The organism is Vibrio sp. R10-SG3-ISO10, assembly GCF_059834185.1.
The window spans coordinates 1-23,483 of the sequence record NZ_JCBDHG010000010.1 but is presented as its reverse complement, the minus strand read 5'-3'; the positions used below and the strand labels follow the sequence as shown (position 1 = coordinate 23,483).

The following is a 23,483-nucleotide window of genomic DNA, read 5'->3' as shown; positions in this document are numbered from 1 at the left end:
GCATGATGAAGCGTTTATTAAAGCGCGTGACAAGGCAGAAAAGAAACAAGAGAAAGAGAAAAACAAATCTCGCGAGAAAGAGATCAAGAAAGCCTCAAAAGAGGGCGATCTTGATAGTAAACGTGAACCTCACCTGTTTGTTCTCGACTTTAAAGGCAGTATTGATGCTAAAGAGGTCGCTTCATTACGTGAAGAGGTGACGGCAATCTTAGCTGTGGCTCGTGAAGGTGATGAAGTGCTACTGCGCTTAGAGTCTGGTGGTGGCATGGTGCATGGTTATGGCCTTGCTTCATCACAGTTAGATCGCATTAAAGCAGCCAATCTGCCCCTGACCATTGCGGTAGATAAAGTCGCGGCAAGTGGTGGCTATATGATGGCATGTATTGCGGACAAGATTGTGTCAGCACCCTTTGCCATCGTTGGCTCCATTGGTGTGATTGCCCAGCTACCCAACTTCAATAAAGTGCTGAAAAAGTATGATATTGAGTATGAGCAGCTTACAGCGGGTGAATACAAGCGTACTTTAACTATGTTTGGTGAGAACACGGACAAAGCGCGTGAGAAGTTTAAACAAGAGCTAGAAGAAACACATGGCCTGTTTAAAGACTTTATTCGTGAGCGTCGTCCTGAGCTTGAGTTGGATAAAGTCGCAACAGGTGAACACTGGTTTGGTACGCAAGCTCACGACTTAGGTTTGGTTGATGAGATCAAAACCTCAGACGATCTTGTGGTTGAAGCGTGTAAAGACAAAACCGTACTTGCGATTCACTACGTAGAGAAAAAGAAACTGACCTCAAAGCTTGCTGGATTAGCAGGTGAAGCGGCAGACAACGTATTAATGAAGCTGATTGATCGCGGCCAACGCCCGATCGTCTAATTCGCTACATACTGAATACTAGAGCGCCCACCTATTTTGGTGGGCGCTTTTGTATCTGCTTAAGATCAACCTTATTTGATATAGGAGTCGAGAACCTTGAGTACGATTTCCATATCTGTTTCGCGTTGATCTTTCTCTTCTTCGAGCACGACATGTTCAATTAAGTGCCCTTTAATCACTTCCCGCATTAAACCATTTACGGCACCACGAATAGCAGCGATCTGCTGCAAAACATCCTGACATTCATGCTCTTCATCTAGCATCTTTTTTAGACCATTGACTTGACCTTGGATCTTACTCACTCGGGCCTTAAGCTTTTTCTGATCTTTTACTGTGTGTGACATGGCATATCTTCTTTACGTGTTAGGCGGAAAGATTCTAACCGATAATGTAGCATCTAAATTATACTGGGGGGTAGTATTATGTACTGGGGGGGAGTATGATTTCAGCCAGATTGAAACAACAATAGAGAACAGCAATGGATTTTGTAGCACTTTTACAACAAGGTAACGGCTGGTTTTTTATCCCAAGTGCAATCTTACTTGGTGCTTTACATGGCTTAGAGCCCGGGCATTCGAAAACCATGATGGCAGCGTTTATCGTTGCGGTGAAAGGGACGGTCAAACAGGCAGTGATGCTTGGGCTAGCAGCAACACTTTCTCATACCGCTGTCGTCTGGCTAATCGCTGTTGGTGGTATGTACATCAGCCAGAAGTTTACCGCTGAAGCTGCTGAGCCTTGGATGCAGCTCATATCAGGTGTCATCATCGTTGCAACCGGGTTATGGATGTTCTGGAGAACATGGAGTGGAGAGCGCGCTTGGCATAGCGCTCACCATCACTCACAGGATTGGAGAACTCAGGTGGTTGATACTGGACATGGTCATGTGGCGCTATCGATTGTCGAAGAAGGGCTTGACCAGAGATTTCAGTTGAAAACGCTAAACAGTAAGCCGTTGAAGGCTGAAAGCGTAAAATTAGTGCCATCTGGTGTGAGGCAGCAAGCTATTGATACCTATGAATTTGTAGAGCGTGATGGCTACCTAGAATCGACGTCATCTCTGACACAACGGGATGATGTGAAGGTCAAGCTAATGATTGGACATCACGATCATACCCATGACTTTGATGTGCACTTCCACTCAAATTTGGAATCGAACAATGAAGAGAAAGAGTACCAAGATGCCCATGAACGCGCGCACGCTAAGGATATTCAGAAACGTTTTGCAGACAGAGAGGTAACCAACGGTCAAATACTTCTGTTTGGTCTAACGGGTGGATTAATTCCATGCCCAGCAGCGGTCACCGTTCTTTTAATCTGTTTGCAACTAAAGGCCATGACATTAGGCGCGACCTTAGTCGTTTCATTTAGTATTGGTTTAGCGCTGACTCTAGTTGCAGTCGGAGTCGTTGCGGCTATCGGTGTACACAAGGCGACATCGAAATGGAGTGGTTTGAATGATATCGCTCGCCGAGCTCCTTATTTATCTGGAGTTTTAATCAGTGCGGTGGGGTTGTATATGGGTATGCATGGCTACACCTCGCTTATGAACTAAGTGCAGATTTTTTGCATGAAACGTGTGCTTTAACTCAATGAAAGCTGGCTGTGAGTACTTAGTCACATGAGGCCCCACAGACAATGTGGGGCAAATGATCGGTTTTATTGGTTTACTAGTTCAACTGCTTCACGTGTGAGCTTGGCAAGCTCATCCCATTGACCTTCAGCGATAAGCTTTTTATCAACCATCCAAGTCCCACCACATGCTAAGACGCGAGGAACAGCGAGATAATCTTTGATGTTGGAAGGGTTGATGCCACCTGTCGGCATAATATGAACGTCCCCGTAAGGAGCAAGCAGTGCTTTAACCATATTGATACCACCTGATGCTTCAGCAGGGAAAAACTTTAATGTAGTTAAGCCCATTTCGAGAGCGGCTTCAATAGTACTTGGATTGTTGACGCCAGGTACGATATCAATACCGATCTCTTGGCATGCGCGAACGGTATTTGGGTTAAAGCCCGGCGAGACAATAAAGGTAGCGCCGGCTTGTTGTGCTGCCAGTGCTTGCTCTTTATTTAACACTGTGCCTGCGCCAATTAACATTTCAGGTTGCGCTTCTCTTAGTAATCGAATTGCTTCAACCGCAGCATCGGAGCGGAAGGTAATTTCAGCGGCTGGTAAACCATTTTCAACTAACACCTTACCTAAAGGCAAAATATCCTCTGCGTTATCGACAGCGATGACTGGGATGACTTTGAGTGCTTTTAGCTGCTCGTTTAAGTTAGACATTGTTTTTTCCTATCTAAAGTTTTGCTTTGCGGTATTCGTATGTGATTTAGAAATGATAGCGCCTTTATGCTGAATGACTTCTCCAGCAAGTTGATTGCCATTGTGGCACGCACGTCTAACATCTCCATCTTCGAGATAAGTAGCAAGGAAGCCACCGTTAAATGAGTCTCCGGCAGAGGTAGTATCGACAACGTTTTCAATTAAAGTCGTTTCAACATGATAAGGTTCAAAAGTGCTGTGATCTGAGACTAAACAGCCTTTAGGCCCAAGTTTTATTACTACAGTTTTGACACCAAGAGACTGTATGCGAGTAATAGTGTCTAGTGGCGTTTGATCACCCCAGATGAGTTGTTCATCATCAAAGGTGGCTAAAGCGAGATCTGTGGCTTGGTACATCGATTGGTATACAGACTTAACGGTTGAGTGTTTCTCACTTGACCACAATGAAGGGCGGTAGTTACTGTCAAACACCACTTCAGTTCCAGACGCTCTGAGCTCATTCAGCAGTTGGATCATTTGCTGCCTATCTTGAGTTGGCAATATGGCTAAGCTAATACCGCTTATCATTACCATATCAGCTAACTTAAGTGTTTGTCGAACATAAGAAAAGTCTTGATGCTGAAGTAGGTATTTTGCAGCAGACTGTTCACGCCAATACAGGAATGTTCTTTCACCCTTGTCATCCAGTTGAATCAGATAGAGTCCAGGAGAGCGATTGTTGTCTGTTAGCACCAAGTTAGTGTCGATACCTTCCTGCTCCCATCGAGCTTTCATTTCTTTGCTCAGCGGGTCACTTCCTAGCGCAGTGACATATTGTACTTTTGGAGCGGGCCTCAAGCCTTGATGGCTTCGGCAAAGATAAATGGCGGCATTGAGAGTGTCGCCACCGAACGTTTGTTGCATATGACTAAATGGTTTGCCATTGAGTTCAATCATACATTCGCCAATGATTGAGATTGTCTTCATAGTATAAATTCTTATAAAGCGCATCAGGCCTGCTTGTGTTGGGGGAGCAGACCTGATGGTGACTTGAAGCGATTACTTATTGTCTAAGCGAACGAACATCATAGTTAAAGCGAAAGATAAGGCGAAAACACCACATACACCAATAATCGCTTGAATGAAGTTTTGGGTACCACCTGCTAGGTAAGCCGGTAAGCTAAATACAGACGATAGAATATAGCTAGTTAGGTGAGTATCAATCGTCACTGAGATTGCGCCAAAGATACCCGCTGCCAAACTCGCCATGAACAGAGCTTTTGTGTATTTGGTTAAAACACCGAATAGAGCGGGTTCTGTAATACCGAGAATCGCAGTGATACCCGAGCCAGCCGTGATCGAAGATTGCTCTTTCGTTGCTGTTTTGCGTTGTTTGTACCAGATAGCCATAGTGGCTCCAGCAATAGCGAGGTTGCCAAGACACATGATTGGCATGAGTAGATCTTTGCCGTACAACGCGAAATTGTTCAAGCTGATTGGTGTCATGCTGTGGTGAATGCCGAATACAATAGTAATTGGTCGGGTTAAGCCAAATACAAAGCCAGTAAGCGTAGGTGAGACTTCCAGTAGGGAACTCACAACCCAGCCAGCACCATTGCTAAGCCACATGCCTGCTGGAGCAACGACTGATAAAACAAGAGTTGAAGTCACGGTAAAGGCAAGTAGTGGCGTAAATACAGGCTTAGCAGAAGCTGGTACAAGCTTGTCGACCAACGGGGTTATTTTTGATAGAACCCAAACTGCTAGAATAGCCGGGACAATAGCGCCGCCGTAGTTAAGTAGTTCAATAGGCAGCATGCCGAACACATTAAGCTCTGCTTTGCTCCCAGCTTCTGTTAGCAGCGTGGCTTTTTCAAGTAGCTTTGGTGACATCATAGCAGCAGCAACAGCAAGCGCTATATACTCATTGACCTTAAACACCTTCGCTGCCGAGAAAGAGACCAGCATAGGTAAGAAAAAGAAGACGGCAACGGAGATGGATCTGAAGAAAAACACCGTGTCAGAAGATTCAGAAATGACATTGGTTGCAATAAGCCCCGATAGAAGTCCCATTAACATCCCCGCACCTGCGATAGCAGGAACCACAGGGCCAAAGATTCCAGCCACTATGCGCATGGCATTTTGAAACAGCTTGCCTTTCTCTTGTTCAATATCGGCGTCTATGGGGGCGGCACTTGCACCGGAAAGAGCTAGATACCATTTCTCAACATCGACACCTATGATGACTTGAGTTTGTCCCTGTGCGAGAACAACGCCTTTCACCCCTTGGATAGCTTCAAGTTTGACTTTATCTGCTTTGGACTCATCGACCAGCTTAAAGCGTAGGCGAGTCATACAGTGGGTAATGTTTGCGATGTTCTTTTCACCACCAAGTGCGGCGACCAATTCTTGTAGTTTCATGCTAAAGCTGTCTGCTTTGTTTGGCGTATTATCGCCAATAGCCATGTTGGTTTCTGTCAATTGCATCATACTTTCCTATGTGCTTGTCTGCTCGTTTATTGCAATCATCTTAGCGGTTGAGGATTTTAAGCCAATCGACAAAAAAGTGATAAAACTCACATTAAAACAGCTGAAAAATTATTTTTGGCTATTTTGGGGCAATTGGTTCGTTTTTGTTTGCGAAAGTAAATCAGGAACGAACCAGTCATTTTTAAGTATAATTTACCCCTTGAAATCTGCATTCTTTCACTGTTAGATAAAATAAATCCTGTTATCTAGAGATAGTTCAAAGTGAACAAAAATATCATTTCAAATATTGAGTGTGTGATTACCAAACCTGACAGGCATAACCTAATAACGGTTATTGTCGAAACTCAGTCAGGACTGACTGGTTATGGTTGTGCGACTTTTCAACAGCGACCTTTAGCCGTTAAGACAATGGTTGATGAATATATCAAACCATTACTAATTGGAAAGGATGCTAATAATATTGAAGACCTATGGCAAATGATGATGGTTAATTCTTATTGGCGTAATGGACCTGTTATCAATAATGCTATTTCAGGTGTTGATATGGCACTTTGGGATATTAAAGCTAAGCAAGCTGGTATGCCGCTACATCAATTGTTCGGTGGTAAGTCTCGCGATGCTATTCAAGTATATACGCATGCTACTAGCGATACGATGGAAGGGTTATACGAGCAGATCGATAAATATCTAGAGCAGGGCTACAAACATATTCGTTGCCAATTGGGTTTTTATGGTGGCGTCCCTGAAAATATTCATACAGCGCAAGTTCCAACATCTGGCTCATACTATGACCAAGATCAGTATGTTGATAACACGTTGGCAATGTTTAGGCAGTTACGTAGCAAATACGGAAATGCATTCCATATTCTGCATGACGTGCATGAAAGATTGTTCCCTAACCAAGCCGTTCAATTTGCCAAAGAGGTCGAAAAATACAAACCATATTTTATTGAAGATATTCTGCCACCAAACCAAACTGAGTGGTTGGATAACATTCGCAGTCAGTCTAGTGTTTCATTGGCGTTAGGGGAGCTATTTAACAACCCAGAAGAATGGAAAGCGTTGATTATTAACCGTCGGGTAGACTTCATTCGCTGCCATGTTTCGCAAATAGGGGGGATCACCCCAGCTCTGAAACTTGGCCATTTATGCCAGAGCTTTGGGGTACGTATTGCATGGCACTGTCCGCCAGATATGACACCCATTGGCGCCGCGGTAAATACACACCTTAATGTTCACTTGCACAATGCCGCAATTCAAGAACATGTTGAATACCAGCCAAATACCCAAGCAGTTTTTCCTAATGCTGCTGAACCGGACAACGGTTACTTGTATGCTTCGGAACGTCCTGGCATTGGTGTTGAGATGAATCTAGAAATGGCGAAAGAATTTCCAGTGACTTATCGACCACATGAATGGACACAAAGCCGTTTACCAGATGGTTCGATTCATACACCGTAAGATAAAATTGTGTAAGACAGATAAGAAACGACCGCTATTCGCGGTCGTTTTGATCTCGGTAACTCAAGCTCTCAGAGTTAAATTTTGTGTGGTATGTGCACTGATAATCGATATCGATGATATCGCTGACGACGAATACTTCACCTGACTTTAAGAATCCACGATTGGTGATATTCATTGCCGATTTTGAACGTTTGCAACCAAGTAAATCGGCGTCTTCCTTAGATAAGTTGATGGCTCGGTAAGTGGTTAAGTAGCTGTCGATCTCCAGTCCTAGCGAGAGGACATGCTTTTGCAAAGAGCTTTCAATAACAGTTTCATCAATTTTAGGGAAAATGCGGACGGGTAGGCGAGTTTCTTCGACTTGAGTTACTTTTCCTTGAATTAACCGTAACCTTTTTATATGCCAAAGATATTCATCATCTTCAATTGAAAATACTTGAATTTCATGTGGGGTTGGTAACCTTTTATTCAGCTTTATTTTCTTATAAGAAATTTCACCAAATTTATTCTCAGTCACGGAATTATATATAAGTGGTGAGCCAATTATAGATGTATTAACGAAGTAACCAGAACCTACTTTTGATTTTACAATACCGATGGCTTCAAGTTTAGCAAGTGCTTTTCGTACTGAAAATCGAGATAGCTCATATTTGTCCGCCAACTCCCTCTCTGAAGGTAGCTTTACAGAAATAACACCTTGGCAAACTTTGCTTACTATATCTTGAACTAGTTCTTCATATTTTTTCATAATAATTAGGGGTGATTATTTTCTTCACAAGACCACTTTACTGGTTAATTGTAACCTAATTAAATACTTTTTATTGAGGTTTTGATGATCTTCAATTATTTCATCAGTTCAAGGCATAACAAATTGAAGCTATTGGAATGGCAAGTAACAACATGATATGTAGGTACTATGTATTCGATAAAACTAGCCCCACGGAATGTGGGGCTAGTTTATTCGTTGTTACTAAGCTTTGGGCTGCGCGCCTGTAGGCTTGCGATTAGAAGGTCGGCGAGGTTTGTTCCCCGCGTTACCTGAACGAGGCTTCGCTTTACCCTCTCCGCGTTGGCCGTTGCCATTTTTGTTCTCGCCCTTTGGCTTACTGTGTCCAAAGTGACGTTTGTTCTTGCCAGCTGGCTTGTTACCGCGAGCGTTATCGCCAGAGCGCTGACCGTCCTGATGTTCGGCTTTAGGTTGCTTAGGCTTTTTCGGCTTCTTAGGTTTCTTTGGCTTAATTGGGCGAGTATCTAGCTTTGACTCAGGAAGCTCGTTGACGGGTTTGAAACCTTCTAATTCAAGGCGAGGAAGCACTTGCTGAATTAAGCGCTCAATACCAAATAGCTCGCTTGCTTCAGCGGCTTCGACTAAAGAGTATGCCTTACCGACTTCACCCGCACGACCAGTGCGACCAATGCGGTGAACGTAATCTTCAGAGACGTGCGGCAGTTCGAAGTTGACCACCTGAGGAAGCTGAGGAATATCGATACCACGCGCGGCAATATCAGTAGCAACCAATACGCGAACGTCGCCCGATTTAAAATCTGCTAATGCTCGAGTACGTGCGCCTTGGCTTTTGTTGCCATGAATTGGCGCCGCTGTAATGCCTTCTTTATTGAGGAAGAAAGCCAAGCGGTTCGCACCATGCTTAGTGCGACAGAAAACCAGTGTCTGTCGCCAGTTGCCATCCTTGATTAGCTTGACCAACATTGGCGCTTTCTTACGTTTGTCTGCTGGGTAGATGCTTTGCTCGATGGTTACCGCAGTTGAATTCTCTTTGCTCACCGAGACTTCTACTGGGTCGTTGACCAAGCCCTTTGCTAGCTCGCGGATCTCAGGTGAGAAAGTTGCAGAGAACAACAAGTTTTGGCGCTTCGCAGGCAGTAAGTTGAGAATCTTACGGATGTCACGAATAAAGCCCATATCCAACATGCGGTCGGCTTCATCAAGTACCAATACTTCAAGTTGTTCGAACTTGATCGCATTTTGTTGGTAGAGGTCGAGTAGGCGACCTGGAGTGGCCACTAACACGTCACAGCCTTTACGCAGCTTCATCATTTGTGGGTTAACTTTAACCCCACCAAATACAACTTGAGAGGTCAGTTTTTGGTGGCGACTGTATTTAAACACGTTTTCCTGAACCTGTGCGGCAAGCTCGCGTGTTGGGGTCAATACTAAGGCGCGAATATGATTGCCTTTCACGCGTTGACCATTGTCCAAACGTTCAAGGATCGGTAATGTGAAGCCTGCAGTTTTACCTGTACCCGTCTGCGCTGCTGCCATAACATCTTTACCTGCTAGTACGGCAGGAATTGCTTGCTCCTGAATCGGAGACGGTTTGTCATAGCCTTGTTCTTCAATAGCTTTGAGGATTGGGGCAGAAAGGCCTAAAGAGGTAAAACCCATATATTGTTCTCTGTAAGTGGTGTGTGATCGGGCAAGACATCAACAAAAGGTGTCGCCACGAAAAAGGGCGCCATTCTGAGCCCTTTAGCGGTGAACATCAACCAAATTATGACTTGGTTGAGGAAAGTACGCCTTTTTTTGTTAGCAGAAAAACCGTCATCGCCAAGACAAGACCAGATAGAGCACCAAATAGGTGAGATTCCACTGCCACGCGCGCATTGATTATCTCACTTGTCGAAGCTGATGCACCCATTGTCATCTCCCAGCCAACTTTTGCTAGTACGCCAACGACCAACAGCCAGCTACTTTTTCTGTTGTTTAAAGCTTCCTGAAGGGCAAAATACGCGAATAACCCGTGCAGAACGCCAGAGAGACCGACATAACCATTCATGCTACTTAGGAAGTTCAGCCCGCCTATGGCTAGACTAACGGCAATCAGGCTAGAAAGGAGGGCCTTGGGGGACGGCTTGAAGATAAAACTGATCACCCAAAGACCGGCGAGATTCATCCCTAGATGGGCAAAGTTGGTATGAGTGAAGTTTCCTGTTAGGATTCGCCACCACTGACCTTCAAGAATAAAATAGCGTTGCCAGTTAACTTGGGAAGCGAAAGGTTCGAATTGAAGGCCTAGGCAAACTAAGCTGATAGCAATTAACAGAAGTAATAAGCGCACACTATGTCCCGATACTGTTCTCAATGTGGAAAGTCACTCAAAGCTTGTATCTGTGAGTGGATACAAAGCCTAACATCGAATGTCGAGTTGGTCATCCTACAACACCACAGTGAAACAAACAGACCAATGGGAACGGCGCGAATACTCAAGCTGTCACTCACCAATAGCTATTGCTTTGAAGGGGAAGACTTTTCTGCTCATGATAAGCTCAACCAATTGCTGAACGACGAGTCCTATCATCACTTTGTGCTCTATCCGGGAGAAGGCTCTGTGAGCCATACACAAGTCGCTGAAAAGTTATCTGCTGAGCAAAAGGTAAGGGTGATCCTGTTAGATGGCACTTGGAAAAAAGCCTATAAGATGTGGCAGCTATCAACCAATTTACACGCTCTGCCGTTAATTCACTTACCTGATGACTTGCAAGGTAATTACCGTATTCGTAAAGCGCCAAGCGATAATAGTCTCTCGACAGTCGAGGCAGGCTACCACATTCTATCGCTACTGGAACCAGAGACAGACTTCCTACCTTTAATCGATGCCTTCAACCAAATGATCGAGTTTCAAATTCAGCAAATGCCACCGGGCGTGTTTGAAAAAAACTATCGCGCGGATTGAACAGGCGAATTGGGAGTAGGCGGCAAAATTCAACAAAGCGACTACACTTGATCCAAGTGCGATGTTGTCAATGAGTACTTTATCCAAGTACAATGCCGCGCAATCGTTTAGTTACTACTAGGCGAAGCTTCGTATAATCCCGCTGATAAGGTGCGGGAGTCTCTACCTGAAACCTCAAATTTCAGATTACGAAGAGTTAAGTGCATGGCGCTTTTCTCTTTGTATGTCATAAAGCTAATTTAGAGAAAAGTGCTTGTTAATCGATATGAATGGAGAGACAAGCATGAACCAAACCCAATTTATCCAACAACTTCCAAAAGTTGAGCTGCATTTGCATATAGAAGGCTCCCTTGAGCCAGAAATGATGTTTGAACTCGCTCAGCGCAACAATATCGCGTTACCTTTTACTACCCCAGAGGAAGTGAAGGCCGCGTATCAGTTTACTAATCTACAATCTTTTCTAGACATCTATTATCAAGGTGCAAATGTTCTTATTCATGAGCAAGATTTCTATGATCTGACTTGGGCTTACTTGTTACGTTGTCAGCAAGATAATGTCATCCATACTGAGATATTCTTTGACCCGCAAACTCACACTGAGAGAGGGATTGCGTTTGAGACCGTGATAAGCGGTATTCACCGCGCACTAGAAGATGGCCGTGAGCAGCTTGGTATTACTAGCCAGATCATCATGTGTTTCCTACGCCACTTAGACGAAGAAAGTGCCTTTGATACCTTATTCCAAGCCCTTGAGCATAAAAGCAAGATTGTTGGTATCGGTTTGGACTCTTCGGAGCTTGGTCATCCGCCAGAGAAGTTTGCCCGCGTATTTGCTAAAGCGATAGAAGAAGGATTCTTAACGGTGGCTCATGCAGGGGAGGAAGGCCCTGTAAGTAATATCTATGATAGCTTAGAGCTATTGAAGGTAAGCCGTATTGATCATGGTGTGAGGTGCTCTGATGACGAAAATTTATTGCACGCTTTAGCACAAAGCCAGATGCCGCTAACGGTATGCCCGCTCTCCAATACTAAGCTCAAGGTGTTTGAAGAGATGCATGAGCATAATATTGTTGAACTGCTAAGACGTGGTATTTGCGTGACAATCAATTCTGATGATCCCGCTTACTTTGGCGGTTATATGACAGATAATTTCTTGGCTGTCGCCGAAGCGCACTCAATGACCAATCAAGAGCTGGCGAAGTTTACCCGCAATGCGATTGCCGCTAGTTTCATCAGTGATGAAGAGAAGCAAAAACTAAGAGAAAAGCTGGGCGAATTTATTAGTTCGGTGAGTTAACTCGCTGGTATAAATCAAGAGGGCAGCAATAATGCTGCCCTTTACGTTTAGTGAGAGGAAAACAGTTGCTGGTGGAGCCTTTGGGCATGCCCATCCGTCATCGAAGAAATGTAATCAGCAATGACCCGAAAGCCTTCACTTTCATTCTCTTTGTCTAGCCACTTCTGGCGCACATTGATGGGTAATAATCGCTCCGGGTCAGCGCTAAGCGCTTCGAAAATATCCATAATGATCTGCTGACCTTTGTATTCCACCACTTGTACGTGAGGCACTTGTATTACGTAGTCACTGACAAACTTCTTCAATACATCGAGTGCTTTTGCCATGGTGGGTTCGAGTACGGCATTGAAAGCCAACAGTTCGCTTTGGAACGGGGCGTCAATTGGCTTAATAGAAATACTGGTCAGTAGTGCGTTAACCATGCCGCCAATCGCATCTTTGCGTTGGTAATGAGTTCCGGCAAAAAGCATCTCGGTGATCGAGGCGATGTGTTTTTCAAACCAAGGATCACCGCATTCCGACAAGTGGCTAGAAGCGCCTTCAATCCATTGGTGGCGATTAACCATTCCCAGTACAATCGCATCTTCAAGATCATGCACACCGTAAGCAATATCGTCCGCGAGTTCCATGATTGAACAATCAATCGATTTATAGCGAGTTTTGCTATGCTGGGTGCCACTGACTTTCTCTTCACGCATCTGGCTGAATAGCAACTTATCTTGTTCACTCAAAGGCTCGACAACCCAGTCAAACAAGGTTTTATCGCAGTCATACAAGCCTTTTGCTGGTGACCAATCTTTCGCTCTTAATTTACGCTGGTGGGAAACACTGTCTGGAATCTTTGCGGCGCGAGTCTGGCTAATCATCGCAGGGTATTTGATTAGGCCAAGTAAAGTACGGCGCGCTAGATTCATACCAAATTGTTCAGTGTAAGGTTCCAGCTTGGTCACAATGCGAAAGGTTTGGGCATTGCCTTCAAAGCCTCCATGTTCCCGCATCATATAATTGAGAGCGACTTCACCACCGTGACCGTATGGTGGGTGACCAATGTCATGAGCAAGGCATAACGAATCGATCAGGCTGTCACTGGGTAATAAGTCCCTAAACTCAGGCTGTTTCTTTTTTAACTGGGCGACTATACCTGTGCCCAATTGAGCGGCCTCTAATGAGTGGGTTAAGCGAGTCCGGTGAAAATCGTCGAAGCTATTGCCATGTACTTGGGTTTTTGCCTGTAAGCGGCGAAAAGCGGCAGAGTGAAGGATGCGCGCCCGATCCCTTTGATATGGACTGCGATGGTCATCACGACGGATTTTATGTTCATCATCGTGGCGTTCATGCCATAAATCGCTGATTTTAAACGTCATAGGCTGCGCTCCCCTGTTTTTTCTTACCGTACACGTATACGCTAGTGACTGCAAGATCAGTCGCGCATCGTCAGAATCAGCATTGCTGCGACAGCGAGAAAGCCAGTCATCATCAGAAACACATCGTTATAAGCCATAATCGCCGCATCTCTTTGCATTGTAGCAACCAAACTGGCTTGGGCTTGTTGTAACGCTGTTGCGCTATCACTGCCTGCTTGAATAAAGAAACTCTGTTGTTGCTGCAGAGTTTGCCAACCTAACTGACTGACAGTGGGTAGCGACTCTTTGATATGAGCCAAATGTTCGCGCGTTTTGTTATCAAGCAAAGTAGCGATCACCGCGATACTGAAAGCACCACCCAAATTACGCATTACGTTAGTGAGGGTGGAGGCATCAGGCGTCTCATGCTTGGCGATGTTCTTCATTGCGACTAAGGACAATGGAACCATAATAAATGGACTACCAATGGCGCGCAGTACCATGGATAAAATCAGCTGCTGACCACCAAAATCAACGGTCATATGAGTGTTGACGTAACAACTCAAGCCAAACATAGCAAAGCCAAACGTCACTAAGTATTTGGGCTTAATGATTTGAGTTAACTTTGGCACAAGCGGAAAAATCAGCAGCTGCGGAAAGCCCATCCACATTAACACTTCACCTATCTCCATCGCGTTGTATTGCTGAATTTGGGTGAGGTACATCGGTAGGACATAAATCGAACCTAATAGCGCCATACCAAGAATCAGATAAGCGATACAAGACATCGCAAATTGCCCGTCTCTCAGTAGCCGTAGGTTAACCAATGGTTTTTTGTGCTGCAGTTCATTAATCACAAAATAGACTAAGCTCACTGCGGATATGATCGCCAAGGTAATGATAAAGCTAGAGCTGAACCACTCCTCGCGGTTACCTTCTTCAAGAACTACTTCTAGACAACCTAAACCAAGAGCCATCGTGGCTATACCAAACCAGTCGGCATTTTTAAGTGTTGCTAGCTCTAGAGGTTCATCATCCAAACCATAGCGAATCATCGCAATCACTAAGAAAGCGGGCGGAATGTTGATATAAAAGATGTAGTGCCAAGAAAGATTTTCCGTCAACCAGCCACCAAAAGTGGGGCCAATAGACGGTGCAAAGGTGGCTGTGACACCAAACAGTGCCATACCCACCGCACGTTTATTGAGGGGCAAAAGCTGCACGACCAATGAAAAGGCAAGAGGGATCAGAGCGCCACCGCTAAAGCCTTGCATCGCGCGGAACACGATCATCGAGGTCATATTCCATGAGAAAGAACATAACAGGGACGAAAGGGTAAAGATCGCGGTTGTCCAAGTGAGATATCGGCGTTTTCCCAGTGCTTTTGATAGCCAACCGCTGAGCGGAATGGCAATCATTTCTGCCACGAGATAAGAGGTTGAGATCCAAGAACTCTCATCCAAGGTGGCAGAAAGTGCTCCTTGAATATCTTTCAGCGAAGAGTTGGTGATTTGAATATCAAGAATTGCCATAAATGCGCCAATGAGACCACCAAATAGGGCGATCCAGTGACGCGTCGGCACTTGTTGCTCTTCAACAGTAGGACTAATTGCAGCACTCGCCATGATTAGCCTCGCGTATCAATGGTCGCGATAACAGACAAACCTGGAAGCAAGCGGCCTTGTAACTCTTTAGCATCAGGAATCGTGATTTTGACGGGGACACGTTGAACGATTTTGGTGAAGTTGCCTGTCGCATTTTCAGGTGGCAGTAGAGCGAACTTCGCACCAGTGGCGGGAGAGAAGCTATCAACAACGCCTTCTAGAGGCTGACCAGGAAAAGCATCGAGCTCGACTTCGACTTTTTGCCCTTTATGAATGCCGCTCAGTTGAGTCTCCTTGAAGTTGGCTTCGATCCACACTGCGTTATTTGGTACTAGGCTCATCAATGGTGCGCCAGCCTGAACTAACAGACCTTCGCGAACGCTTCGTTTGCCTATGATGCCATCCGTTGGTGCGTAAACTTTGGTGTAATCCAAGTTTAACTGAGCTTGTTTTAGCCCTGCTTGCGCTTCTGTTACTGAAGCACGTGCTTGTTCAATTTCACTGGCAATGACATTCAATTGCTCGTTCGCTGCATCTAGGCTAGCTTTCGCTTCGTCAAGTTGTGCCATTGTCACTTTTTGCTGAGCGAGCATGCTGTCTACTTCATCTTGAGAAGCGTAGTTGCGTTTTAGCAGGCTGCGTGAACGTGCCACTTGCTGAACGGCGCGATCGTACTCTGCTTGCGCTGACTCAACTTGGCTCTCAGCTTGGTGAATTTGGCTGCGTTGCAGTTTTTGCTGAGCAACGAGGTTGTGCTCACTTGCTTCGGTGACGGTTAGGTGTGCTTTAGCTTGCTCTAGAGCTGCTTGATAATCGCGGTCATCTATTTGTACTAGTAGGTCACCCTGTTTTACCGCTTGGTTATCAGTGATGTAAGACTTAGCGATATAGCCTGAAACTTTAGGACTGATACTGGTGATATCACCTTGCAAATAGGCATTATCGGTAGACTCGAAGTATTGACCATAAGTGAGCCAGTAACCACCACCCAGCAAGCCTAGTGACAGCATAATTGCGGTGGCAATTAATGGGGCTTTGTTGCGTTTGCGAGGCATGGCTGGGGCGTTATGGTTTTCGGTCATAGTGATTCTCGTTGGGGGAATAAGGATGTAACAAATTGTAAAGGAATTGGATTGGTTGATAAGATAGGAAAAAATGAAAACACTGTTGCACAAATCGTTCTAATGAATAGAGAGGAAATTCAATGGACTTGAACGCTATAACCGTTTTTGCACAAGTGGTTGAGTGTGGAAGTTTCACCCACGCGGCAGAGGCATTGAATATGACTAAATCCACGGTCAGTCGAAAGTTAGGGGAGTTAGAGCAACACCTAGGTGTGAGGTTGATCACTCGATCCACTCGTAGCCTAATGTTAACCCCGGAAGGGGAGCGCTTTTATCAATCTAGCCAGCAGATGCTGGAGCTTCTCAATCAGGCTGAGCTGGAAGTGAGTGCTAACCAAGACTTAATCAGAGGACCGCTCAATGTCGTCTTTCCCGTCGAGCTTGGTCAGCAAGTGTTAAGTAAATACATTCACCAGTTTTTGGCCGATTATCCTCATGTAACGTTAAATCTGGAGCTGACGAATCGTGAAGTGGACATTATTACCGAAGGTATAGATCTTTATGCGCAAATTGGTGAGTTGGAAGATTCGAGTCTTATTTCAAGGTATCTGACGTCATCAAAGCGGGTTTTGGTTGCTAGCCCGGAGTATCTAGGGAAATTTGGTCAGATTGACAGCCACCTCGATCTCACTGAGCCTCATCGAGTGATTGAGGTGTTTAACAAAGGTGCACGTTTACCAAAGTGGCAACTCAGTTTAGAAGATGGATTCTCTTATTTGATCGACTTACCGTATCAATTAAGAGTGAATACCATTACATCTTGCCTTAATGCCTGTATTGACGGATTAGGTATCGCAGTGCTTCCAGAGTTTATCTGTTTAGAGCATTTTAACAGTGGCAAATTAAAACATCTCTTGCCTCAATACTCGATGCCAGAAGTCAGTGTGAGCTTAGTCTATGCAGACAGACGATTAATGCCAAAGCGTAAGAAGGTGTTCATCGACTACTTGTTAGATGCTTTCCATAAAGAGCATCCACGTACTAGCTGATTTCATCTAATGATAGCTCGAAGCTAGGTGCAAAAGTGTTGAGGAAATAATCCATTTCTGGTGTGAGACGTTCTTTTAAAGTGACATCGAGACGTTTCTTGGCTAACGCATATTCATGGTTTCCGGCGCTGAGTTCCTCTAGACATTTCAAGTAGGCACAGATGGTGTCTGCTTGCTTCACTATGGCGGCATCTTCGGTATGGGCAGACTGAGAGACTAGAAAGGGCGCGAAATCATCGCGAAACTCTTCAGGCAGCATAGAGAGCAGTTTTTGCTCTGCCGCAGCTTCGATCTTTTTGTATTCTTTGGCGATCTCTGGGTTGTAGTACTTCACTGGGGTAGGTAAATCGCCAGTAAGCACTTCACTGGTGTCGTGATACATACCAAGGATGGCGATTCGTTCCGGATTTAATGTTCCGCCAAACTTTTTATTTTTGATGACAGCTAAGGCGTGGGCAACGAACGCGACCTGCAGACTATGTTCAGAGATGTTTTCCGTCGAGACTGAACGCATCAAAGGCCAACGTTGAATCAGCTTCATACGTGCTAGGTGGGCAAAAAAGTGACTTTCCTTTGGATTACTGTTTGGCATTTGTTCCTCCCTAAACAAAAAAGGACACTCGATGAGTGTCCTTTAAGCATATGAAAGTTCAGCGCTAATTACTACTGACTATAAGTTGATAAGAAGCGTTCAAAACGACCTATCGCCATTTCCAAATCTTCGACATGCGGCAAGGTTACAATGCGGAAGTGATCCGGTTTCGGCCAGTTAAAGCCTGTTCCTTGTACCAGTAGCACTTTCTCTTGAATCAAGAAGTCGAGTACCATCTTTTGATCGTCTTTGATGTTGTACATCTTGGTATCGATTTTTGGGAATAGGTACATGGCACCTTTTGGCTTAACGCAAGAGACGCCAGGAATTTGATTGATTAGCTCAAAAGCTTTGTCTCGCTGCTCTAGCAAACGCCCACCAGGCAAGATCAGTTCGTTAATACTCTGATAGCCACCTAATGCGGTTTGGATAGCATGTTGCATCGGCACATTGGCACACAGGCGCATCGATGAAAGCATATCGAGGCCATTGATGTACCCTTGCGCTTGATGCTTGGGCCCTGTAAGGAACATCCAGCCGCCACGGAAACCACAAACACGATAAGCTTTTGATAAACCGTTAAAAGTCACGACTAGCACATCTTCTGTTAAGGTCGCTACCGATGTGTGTGTCGCACCATCATAGAGAACCTTGTCGTAAATTTCGTCGGCAAAAATGATCAGCTTGTGCTGGCGGGCAATCTCAATGACTTCCAGTAAGAAATCACGACTGTAAACCGCACCAGTTGGATTGTTTGGGTTGATCAGAACAATGCCGCGAGTTTTTGGCGTTATCTTGCTTTTAATGTCGTCTAGGTCTGGATACCAATCAGCTTCTTCATCACACATATAGTGAACAGCTTTACCACCGGACAAGGCAACCGAAGCTGTCCAGAGTGGGTAGTCAGGCGCAGGGACGAGCATTTCGTCACCATTGTTTAGCAAAGCCTGCATTGCCATAACGATAAGCTCTGATGCACCGTTACCTACGTAGACGTCTTCGACATCAAGAGAGCGTATGCCTTTACGTTGGTAATGCTGAACCACCGCTTTACGAGCAGAGTAGATACCTTTTGAATCACAGTAACCTTGCGAAGTTGGCAGATTACGGATCACATCAACCAAAATTTCGTCAGGGGCGTCGAAGCCAAATGGGGCAGGGTTACCGATGTTCAATTTCAGTATTTTATGCCCCTCTTCCTCCATGCGCTTAGCATGTTTGAGTACAGGACCCCTAATGTCATAGCAGACATTGTCGAGTTTTGACGACATCCCGATATTTTGCATTGATTAAAACCTAAATATTATTGAATTTCTTTATTAAAGTACCTGAAAAAGAGGTTCTTTAGAATAAAAATCTGATTAGATAACAACATTTAATGCCTTGTAGCACGCCCGTTATCACAGGATTTTGCAAAACATTGGTTTCAACCTTGATTTGAGTAGGGTCTATAAATAGAGTAGCGACATATAATGAAATAATAACCCCCATGCATACGAGGCTGATTTGTCATACTTTCATCAAGCCGTAGCTGAACTGATCGAACGCGTAAAGGAAGCAGAAGATGGTGTAAACCGTCTGGTTCAAGTTCTTGAGGAAAAACCTGACTTTGTATTTATAGATTGGTTGGAAGCGCAGCCGCTATATCCAAAGTTTTACTGGCAATCTCGCGATACTCGAGAAGAGGTTGTGGCTCTAGGCCAGTTACATACCTTTGTTGAACCTGCGCCTGCTTATACTATTCTCGCCGACGATCAGCGCATTTGGGGAGGCCGTTCGTTTGATGGTCATACAGGGAAAAATCGACGCTGTATGTCCTCTTTTTTCTTTTTACCGCAAATTGAGTTGATTCGTTTCGATCAGCAGTGGTCGCTCGCGGTAAACCTTAACGCAGAAAAACATCGCACTTTGGCGAGCTTATATAAGCTACAGCTTGAGGTTTCCCCTATATTGCCAGTCTCTTCGCATATAGAAACTATCCAGCATACGCCTGAAAAAGAGCAGTGGTCTCAGTTGGTAGATAAAGTACTGACTGGGATAAAAAACGATGAATTCAAGAAAGTGGTTCTGGCGCGTAAAACCGAGGTGAACCTCGATAGACCGCTGTGCGCATCTCAGCTACTGAAAGCTAGCTATCTGCAAAACCACCATAGTTTTCACTTTTTACTCTCATTAGATAAGAAACACAGTTTTTTAGGCTCGACCCCAGAGCGTTTGTATGCACGTCAAGGTCAGGAGCTTTACACTGAGGCGCTTGCAGGCACCATTGGGCGCGGCACTAATGCCAGTCAAGATATGGAGTTGGCTAACTGGCTCTCTAATGACGTTAAAAACCTCAATGAAAACCAGTATGTTGTCGACGACATTATCGATCGCCTAACTCCGCACTCAGAGCATGTTGAAGTAGAGCAAGAAGCAAGGTTAGTTCGCTTACGTAAAGTTCAGCACTTAAAACGCAGTATTCATGCTCATCTCAATAAAGGGGTTAACGGGGTGCAATTGCTTAGCGCTCTACAGCCAACCGCTGCCGTTGCCGGATTACCACGTGAAGAATCCATGGCGTTCATTCAAGAGCATGAACCGTTTGCTCGTGGTTGGTATGCAGGTTCAATGGGCTTTATCAGTCATCAAAGGGCGGAATTTTGCGTCGCTATCCGCAGTGCGTTAGTGCTCAACGATCAAGTGCAGCTTTTTGCTGGTGCTGGAATTGTTCCTGGCTCTATTGCTGAACATGAATGGCAGGAGCTTGATAAAAAAATGTCGACGTTACTGTCTTTAATTTCTGACAACCCTCCATTGGGAGTAGCTTCATAGATGAGTGGCAGTCCATACTCAATTGAGCAGGCGGTGGTAAATCGCATTTGGTGTCAGACTATTTTGGAAGAGCTATCGCGCTTTGGGGTCAGTGAGGTTTGCGTTGCCCCAGGCTCACGTTCAACGCCATTGACCTTAGAAGCCGATGAAAATCCTAACCTGACTTTGCATACCCATTTTGATGAACGTGGTTTGGGCTTTCTTGCGCTTGGATTAGCGAAAGCAAGCCGAAAACCTGTTGCTGTGGTGGTAACTTCCGGTACAGCTGTCGCGAACTTGTTGCCAGCGATTGCGGAAGCTAAGCTCACTGGTGAAAAACTGGTGGTGTTAACGGCAGATAGACCGATCGAGTTGGTTGGATGTGGAGCTAACCAAGCGATTAATCAATCGGGGATATTCTCGTCACATGTTACTGCATCACTTGAGCTACCAAGTCCTTGTTTGACAACACCTCTGAAGTGGTTACTTACTTCCGTTGATAACGTTATGCACGGTCAAGCGAAGGTAGGCTGCGCGGTGCATATCAACTGTCCTTTTCCTGAGCCCTTGTATAGCGCTCAAGACAAATCAATTTATCAAGATTATATAGAAACGGTGTCGAGTTGGTGGCAGAGCAATACCACCTATACTCGCCAGTTGTCGGCTGGTATTGAACAACAGATCTACTTTAGTGATTTCGCTGATAAAAAAGGCGCGATTGTTCTTGGTAGCGTTACCTTAAGTGAAGCGCGATTAGCAAAGCAGTTAGCCGAAACGTTAGGTTGGCCGCTATTGAGCGATCCTCAATCGGGGGTGACTTCCGCTTGGGCTCATTACGATCTATGGCTCCAAAATGGCGAACGCTCGGAACGACTTAATCAATGTGAATTGGTATTGCAGATCGGTTCAAGAATCGTGTCGAAGCGCTTAAACCAGTGGCTTGCTGATCAGGTTGAGCAGCGTAACGCGCAGTATCATTACCTTGCGCCAAGTGCCGATAGAAACAACCAATCGCATTTGATGCAAACTCATCATGTTGCTGATATTAAAGCTTGGCTACAGGTCTTTATTGAGTCAATACCTGCACTCTGCAATACGGAATCTGGTTGGGCGAATGAGCTGACGGAAGTGTCTCAGCAGGTTGCGAACCTAGCTGCGCTCCATCTCAATGCCGATTCCTCACTCGATGAGATTGAACTTGCGTTAAGCGTTAACCTAGTTGCCAAGCAGACACAGATCTTTCTAGGCAATAGCTTGTTTGTGCGCTTGGTTGACATGTTTAGTGGTCTTGATGACTATGCCGTGTATAGCAATCGTGGCGCATCCGGCATCGATGGGCTAATCGCGACGGCATCAGGTGTAGTGCGAGCTAACCAACAACCGACCCTAGTATATATCGGGGATACATCGCTGCTTTATGATATTAATTCACTTGCCCTGCTTACTCACGAAAAAACACCTGTTGTGGTGGTTGTGACTAACAATGATGGTGGTGCAATCTTTGATTTATTGCCTGTTCCTGAGCAGCAAAAGCAGTCACTCTACCAAATGCCGCATGGCTATGATTTCGAAAGTGCTGCCAAGCAGTTCAAATTGAATTACAGCAAGCCTGAAACCTTAGCTCACTACACGCACATGGTAAATGACCACTTACGTCATGGTGAGGGAGCATTGCTGGTTGAAGTGCAAACACCTCCAGATCAAGCGTCTTCTCAATTGAAAGAGTTTATCCAACAAATTCATGCTTTATAGTCACGCTAGCTCAAACCACAATCCAACAAGCACAGTGATCGTATTTTTACATGGCTTGCTGGGTTCTGGTTTGGACTGGAAAGAAACGCAATCTTACTTATCTCACTACTCTGTTATTTCCATTGATCTACCTGGGCATGGACACAGCGCATTAGAAAATTGTTGCAATTTTAAGCATTGCTGCGATCAAATATCTGACACTCTTCTTACCCATGTGACGCCACATCAGCCTATAGTATTGGTTGGCTACTCAATGGGCGGTCGTATTGCGATGTCTGGTGTAGCCAGTGGCTACTTTTCTGCCCTGAATATTCAGTCACTTATTGTTGAGGGTGGCAACTTTGGTTTGCAAAGCGATTCTGATAAGCAGCAAAGGCGGCAAAACGATAGCCAATGGGCAAATCGATTTCGCAACGAGCCTATTGAGCAGGTATTAAGCGACTGGTATCAACAGCCAGTATTTAGTTCGCTAAATCATGCGCAAAGACAAAAACTGATAGATAAACGCAGTGCTAATCTAGGCCCATCGGTAGCGAATATGCTCGAGGCTACTTCGCTTGCGAAACAAGACTATTTACTCGATGCCCTGAAAGATTCAGGGATCAAAACTCATTATATATGTGGCGAAAAAGACAATAAGTTTAGTCAGTTGGCCAAACGAAGCGGTTTGTCTTTTAGCCAAGTTGAGAAAGCGGGGCACAATGTTCATATTGAACAGCCACAGGCTTTCGCAAATATTGTTAAAACTCAGCTGAACACCATTGGTTAGTATGCTGAGCCAGTAGGTAAACAAACTAGGAATCACCATGGCAAAAACAGTCGGTATCTCAGAAGAAGAACTATACGCTCCAGTTAACTGGAATGACTGCACAGGTGAATATGAAGATATTCAGTACCACAAATCCGAAGATGGTATCGCTAAGATCACTATCGCTCGTCCTCAAGTACGTAACGCTTTTCGTCCTCAAACCGTTAAAGAGATGATCAATGCTCTAGCAGATGCACGTTACGATGAAGGTGTGGGCGTTATTATCCTAACCGGTTTAGGTGAGAAAGCATTCTGTTCTGGTGGCGACCAGAAGATTCGTGGAGACTACGGCGGCTACCAAGATGATTCTGGTACTCACCACTTAAACGTTCTTGATTTCCAACGTCAAATTCGTACGTGTCCAAAGCCAGTGATCGCATCGGTTGC

General features: G+C 45.0%; 22 protein-coding genes and 1 riboswitch. Of the genes, 10 read left to right on the top strand and 12 right to left on the bottom strand.

The window, feature by feature from the left end:
- Nucleotides 1-877 (top strand): protease SohB (gene sohB / locus AC6R16_RS04805; RefSeq protein WP_500673751.1); only part of this gene is annotated, 877 nt, incomplete at its 5' end.
- 71 nt (nucleotides 878-948) lie between these two features.
- On the opposite strand, the gene rcnR is transcribed toward sohB, so the two are convergent.
- Nucleotides 949-1,221: a Ni(II)/Co(II)-binding transcriptional repressor RcnR gene (gene rcnR, locus AC6R16_RS04800; protein ID WP_049843701.1), complete on the bottom strand. Its 273-nt coding sequence runs from the start codon at nucleotides 1,219-1,221 to the stop codon at nucleotides 949-951.
- Nucleotides 1,222-1,355: 134 nt separating this feature from the next.
- Here rcnR and AC6R16_RS04795 point away from each other — a divergent pair, with 134 nt between their 5' ends.
- Nucleotides 1,356-2,432 (top strand): nickel/cobalt efflux protein RcnA, encoded by a 1,077-nt coding sequence (locus AC6R16_RS04795; RefSeq protein ID WP_500673750.1) that lies wholly within the window; start codon nucleotides 1,356-1,358, stop codon nucleotides 2,430-2,432.
- Nucleotides 2,433-2,536: 104 nt separating this feature from the next.
- Here AC6R16_RS04795 and AC6R16_RS04790 read toward each other — a convergent pair whose 3' ends face one another.
- From AC6R16_RS04790 to AC6R16_RS04780, 3 genes are all read right to left on the bottom strand, one after another.
- The gene (locus AC6R16_RS04790) at nucleotides 2,537-3,166 is read right to left on the bottom strand and encodes a bifunctional 4-hydroxy-2-oxoglutarate aldolase/2-dehydro-3-deoxy-phosphogluconate aldolase (RefSeq protein WP_500673749.1); all 630 of its coding nucleotides are present in this window, start codon (nucleotides 3,164-3,166) and stop codon (nucleotides 2,537-2,539) included.
- 9 nt (nucleotides 3,167-3,175) lie between these two features.
- Nucleotides 3,176-4,132: a sugar kinase gene (locus AC6R16_RS04785; protein WP_500673748.1), complete on the bottom strand. Its 957-nt coding sequence runs from the start codon at nucleotides 4,130-4,132 to the stop codon at nucleotides 3,176-3,178.
- A gap of 72 nt (nucleotides 4,133-4,204) precedes the next feature.
- On the bottom strand, nucleotides 4,205-5,611 hold the full coding sequence (locus AC6R16_RS04780) for a PTS transporter subunit EIIC (RefSeq protein ID WP_500642217.1): 1,407 nt from the start codon (nucleotides 5,609-5,611) through the stop codon (nucleotides 4,205-4,207).
- A 285-nt stretch (nucleotides 5,612-5,896) separates the two neighbouring features.
- Between AC6R16_RS04780 and AC6R16_RS04775 the strand changes: the two genes are divergently transcribed.
- Nucleotides 5,897-7,096: an enolase C-terminal domain-like protein gene (locus tag AC6R16_RS04775; protein WP_500641792.1), complete on the top strand. Its 1,200-nt coding sequence runs from the start codon at nucleotides 5,897-5,899 to the stop codon at nucleotides 7,094-7,096.
- 34 nt (nucleotides 7,097-7,130) lie between these two features.
- On the opposite strand, the gene AC6R16_RS04770 is transcribed toward AC6R16_RS04775, so the two are convergent.
- The 3 genes from AC6R16_RS04770 to rrtA form a co-directional block, all read right to left on the bottom strand.
- Nucleotides 7,131-7,847 (bottom strand): GntR family transcriptional regulator, encoded by a 717-nt coding sequence (locus AC6R16_RS04770; protein WP_500673747.1) that lies wholly within the window; start codon nucleotides 7,845-7,847, stop codon nucleotides 7,131-7,133.
- A 222-nt stretch (nucleotides 7,848-8,069) separates the two neighbouring features.
- Nucleotides 8,070-9,506, bottom strand: coding sequence for a DEAD/DEAH box helicase (locus AC6R16_RS04765; RefSeq protein ID WP_500673746.1), 1,437 nt, complete (start codon nucleotides 9,504-9,506; stop codon nucleotides 8,070-8,072).
- Nucleotides 9,507-9,612: 106 nt separating this feature from the next.
- On the bottom strand, nucleotides 9,613-10,179 hold the full coding sequence (gene rrtA, locus AC6R16_RS04760; protein ID WP_500673745.1) for a rhombosortase: 567 nt from the start codon (nucleotides 10,177-10,179) through the stop codon (nucleotides 9,613-9,615).
- A gap of 3 nt (nucleotides 10,180-10,182) precedes the next feature.
- Between rrtA and AC6R16_RS04755 the strand changes: the two genes are divergently transcribed.
- Nucleotides 10,183-10,794, top strand: a complete 612-nt coding sequence (locus AC6R16_RS04755; protein ID WP_500673744.1) for a tRNA-uridine aminocarboxypropyltransferase — start codon at nucleotides 10,183-10,185, stop codon at nucleotides 10,792-10,794.
- A gap of 109 nt (nucleotides 10,795-10,903) precedes the next feature.
- A riboswitch (purine riboswitch) is annotated at nucleotides 10,904-11,003 on the top strand.
- 74 nt (nucleotides 11,004-11,077) lie between these two features.
- Entirely contained in the window at nucleotides 11,078-12,091 is a 1,014-nt protein-coding gene (locus tag AC6R16_RS04750) for an adenosine deaminase (protein WP_500673743.1), read from the top strand.
- 47 nt (nucleotides 12,092-12,138) lie between these two features.
- On the opposite strand, the gene AC6R16_RS04745 is transcribed toward AC6R16_RS04750, so the two are convergent.
- From AC6R16_RS04745 to AC6R16_RS04735, 3 genes are read right to left on the bottom strand one after another with little or no spacing between them, the layout of a single operon-like run.
- A complete protein-coding gene (locus tag AC6R16_RS04745; RefSeq protein ID WP_500673742.1) occupies nucleotides 12,139-13,455 on the bottom strand; it encodes an anti-phage deoxyguanosine triphosphatase in 1,317 nt (438 codons plus the stop codon).
- Nucleotides 13,456-13,511: 56 nt separating this feature from the next.
- Entirely contained in the window at nucleotides 13,512-15,059 is a 1,548-nt protein-coding gene (locus tag AC6R16_RS04740; RefSeq protein WP_239855038.1) for a DHA2 family efflux MFS transporter permease subunit, read from the bottom strand.
- A gap of 2 nt (nucleotides 15,060-15,061) precedes the next feature.
- Nucleotides 15,062-16,120 (bottom strand): HlyD family secretion protein, encoded by a 1,059-nt coding sequence (locus AC6R16_RS04735; protein WP_500673741.1) that lies wholly within the window; start codon nucleotides 16,118-16,120, stop codon nucleotides 15,062-15,064.
- Between the two features lie 122 nt (nucleotides 16,121-16,242).
- Between AC6R16_RS04735 and AC6R16_RS04730 the strand changes: the two genes are divergently transcribed.
- A complete protein-coding gene (locus AC6R16_RS04730; RefSeq protein WP_500673740.1) occupies nucleotides 16,243-17,151 on the top strand; it encodes a LysR family transcriptional regulator in 909 nt (302 codons plus the stop codon).
- Here AC6R16_RS04730 and yfbR read toward each other — a convergent pair.
- Together yfbR and AC6R16_RS04720 are read right to left on the bottom strand one after the other, a co-directional pair.
- Complete coding sequence (yfbR, locus tag AC6R16_RS04725) at nucleotides 17,144-17,743, bottom strand: 5'-deoxynucleotidase (protein ID WP_239855041.1); 600 nt, start codon at nucleotides 17,741-17,743, stop codon at nucleotides 17,144-17,146. The genes AC6R16_RS04730 and yfbR overlap by 8 nt on opposite strands.
- A gap of 71 nt (nucleotides 17,744-17,814) precedes the next feature.
- Nucleotides 17,815-19,029 carry a pyridoxal phosphate-dependent aminotransferase gene (locus tag AC6R16_RS04720; protein ID WP_486785735.1) on the bottom strand — a complete coding sequence of 405 codons (1,215 nt, stop codon included), beginning with the start codon at nucleotides 19,027-19,029 and terminating at the stop codon, nucleotides 17,815-17,817.
- A 220-nt stretch (nucleotides 19,030-19,249) separates the two neighbouring features.
- Here AC6R16_RS04720 and AC6R16_RS04715 point away from each other — a divergent pair, with 220 nt between their 5' ends.
- The 4 genes from AC6R16_RS04715 to AC6R16_RS04700 all read left to right on the top strand — a co-directional run.
- A complete protein-coding gene (locus AC6R16_RS04715) occupies nucleotides 19,250-20,557 on the top strand; it encodes an isochorismate synthase (RefSeq protein WP_500673739.1) in 1,308 nt (435 codons plus the stop codon).
- Nucleotides 20,558-22,288 carry a 2-succinyl-5-enolpyruvyl-6-hydroxy-3-cyclohexene-1-carboxylic-acid synthase gene (gene menD / locus AC6R16_RS04710; RefSeq protein WP_500673738.1) on the top strand — a complete coding sequence of 577 codons (1,731 nt, stop codon included), beginning with the start codon at nucleotides 20,558-20,560 and terminating at the stop codon, nucleotides 22,286-22,288.
- Complete coding sequence (menH, locus tag AC6R16_RS04705) at nucleotides 22,278-23,057, top strand: 2-succinyl-6-hydroxy-2,4-cyclohexadiene-1-carboxylate synthase (protein WP_500673737.1); 780 nt, start codon at nucleotides 22,278-22,280, stop codon at nucleotides 23,055-23,057. Before menD ends, menH begins: the two co-directional genes overlap by 11 nt.
- 37 nt (nucleotides 23,058-23,094) lie before the next feature.
- Nucleotides 23,095-23,483: enoyl-CoA hydratase-related protein (locus tag AC6R16_RS04700; RefSeq protein ID WP_500673736.1), on the top strand; the 389-nt coding region annotated here is incomplete at its 3' end.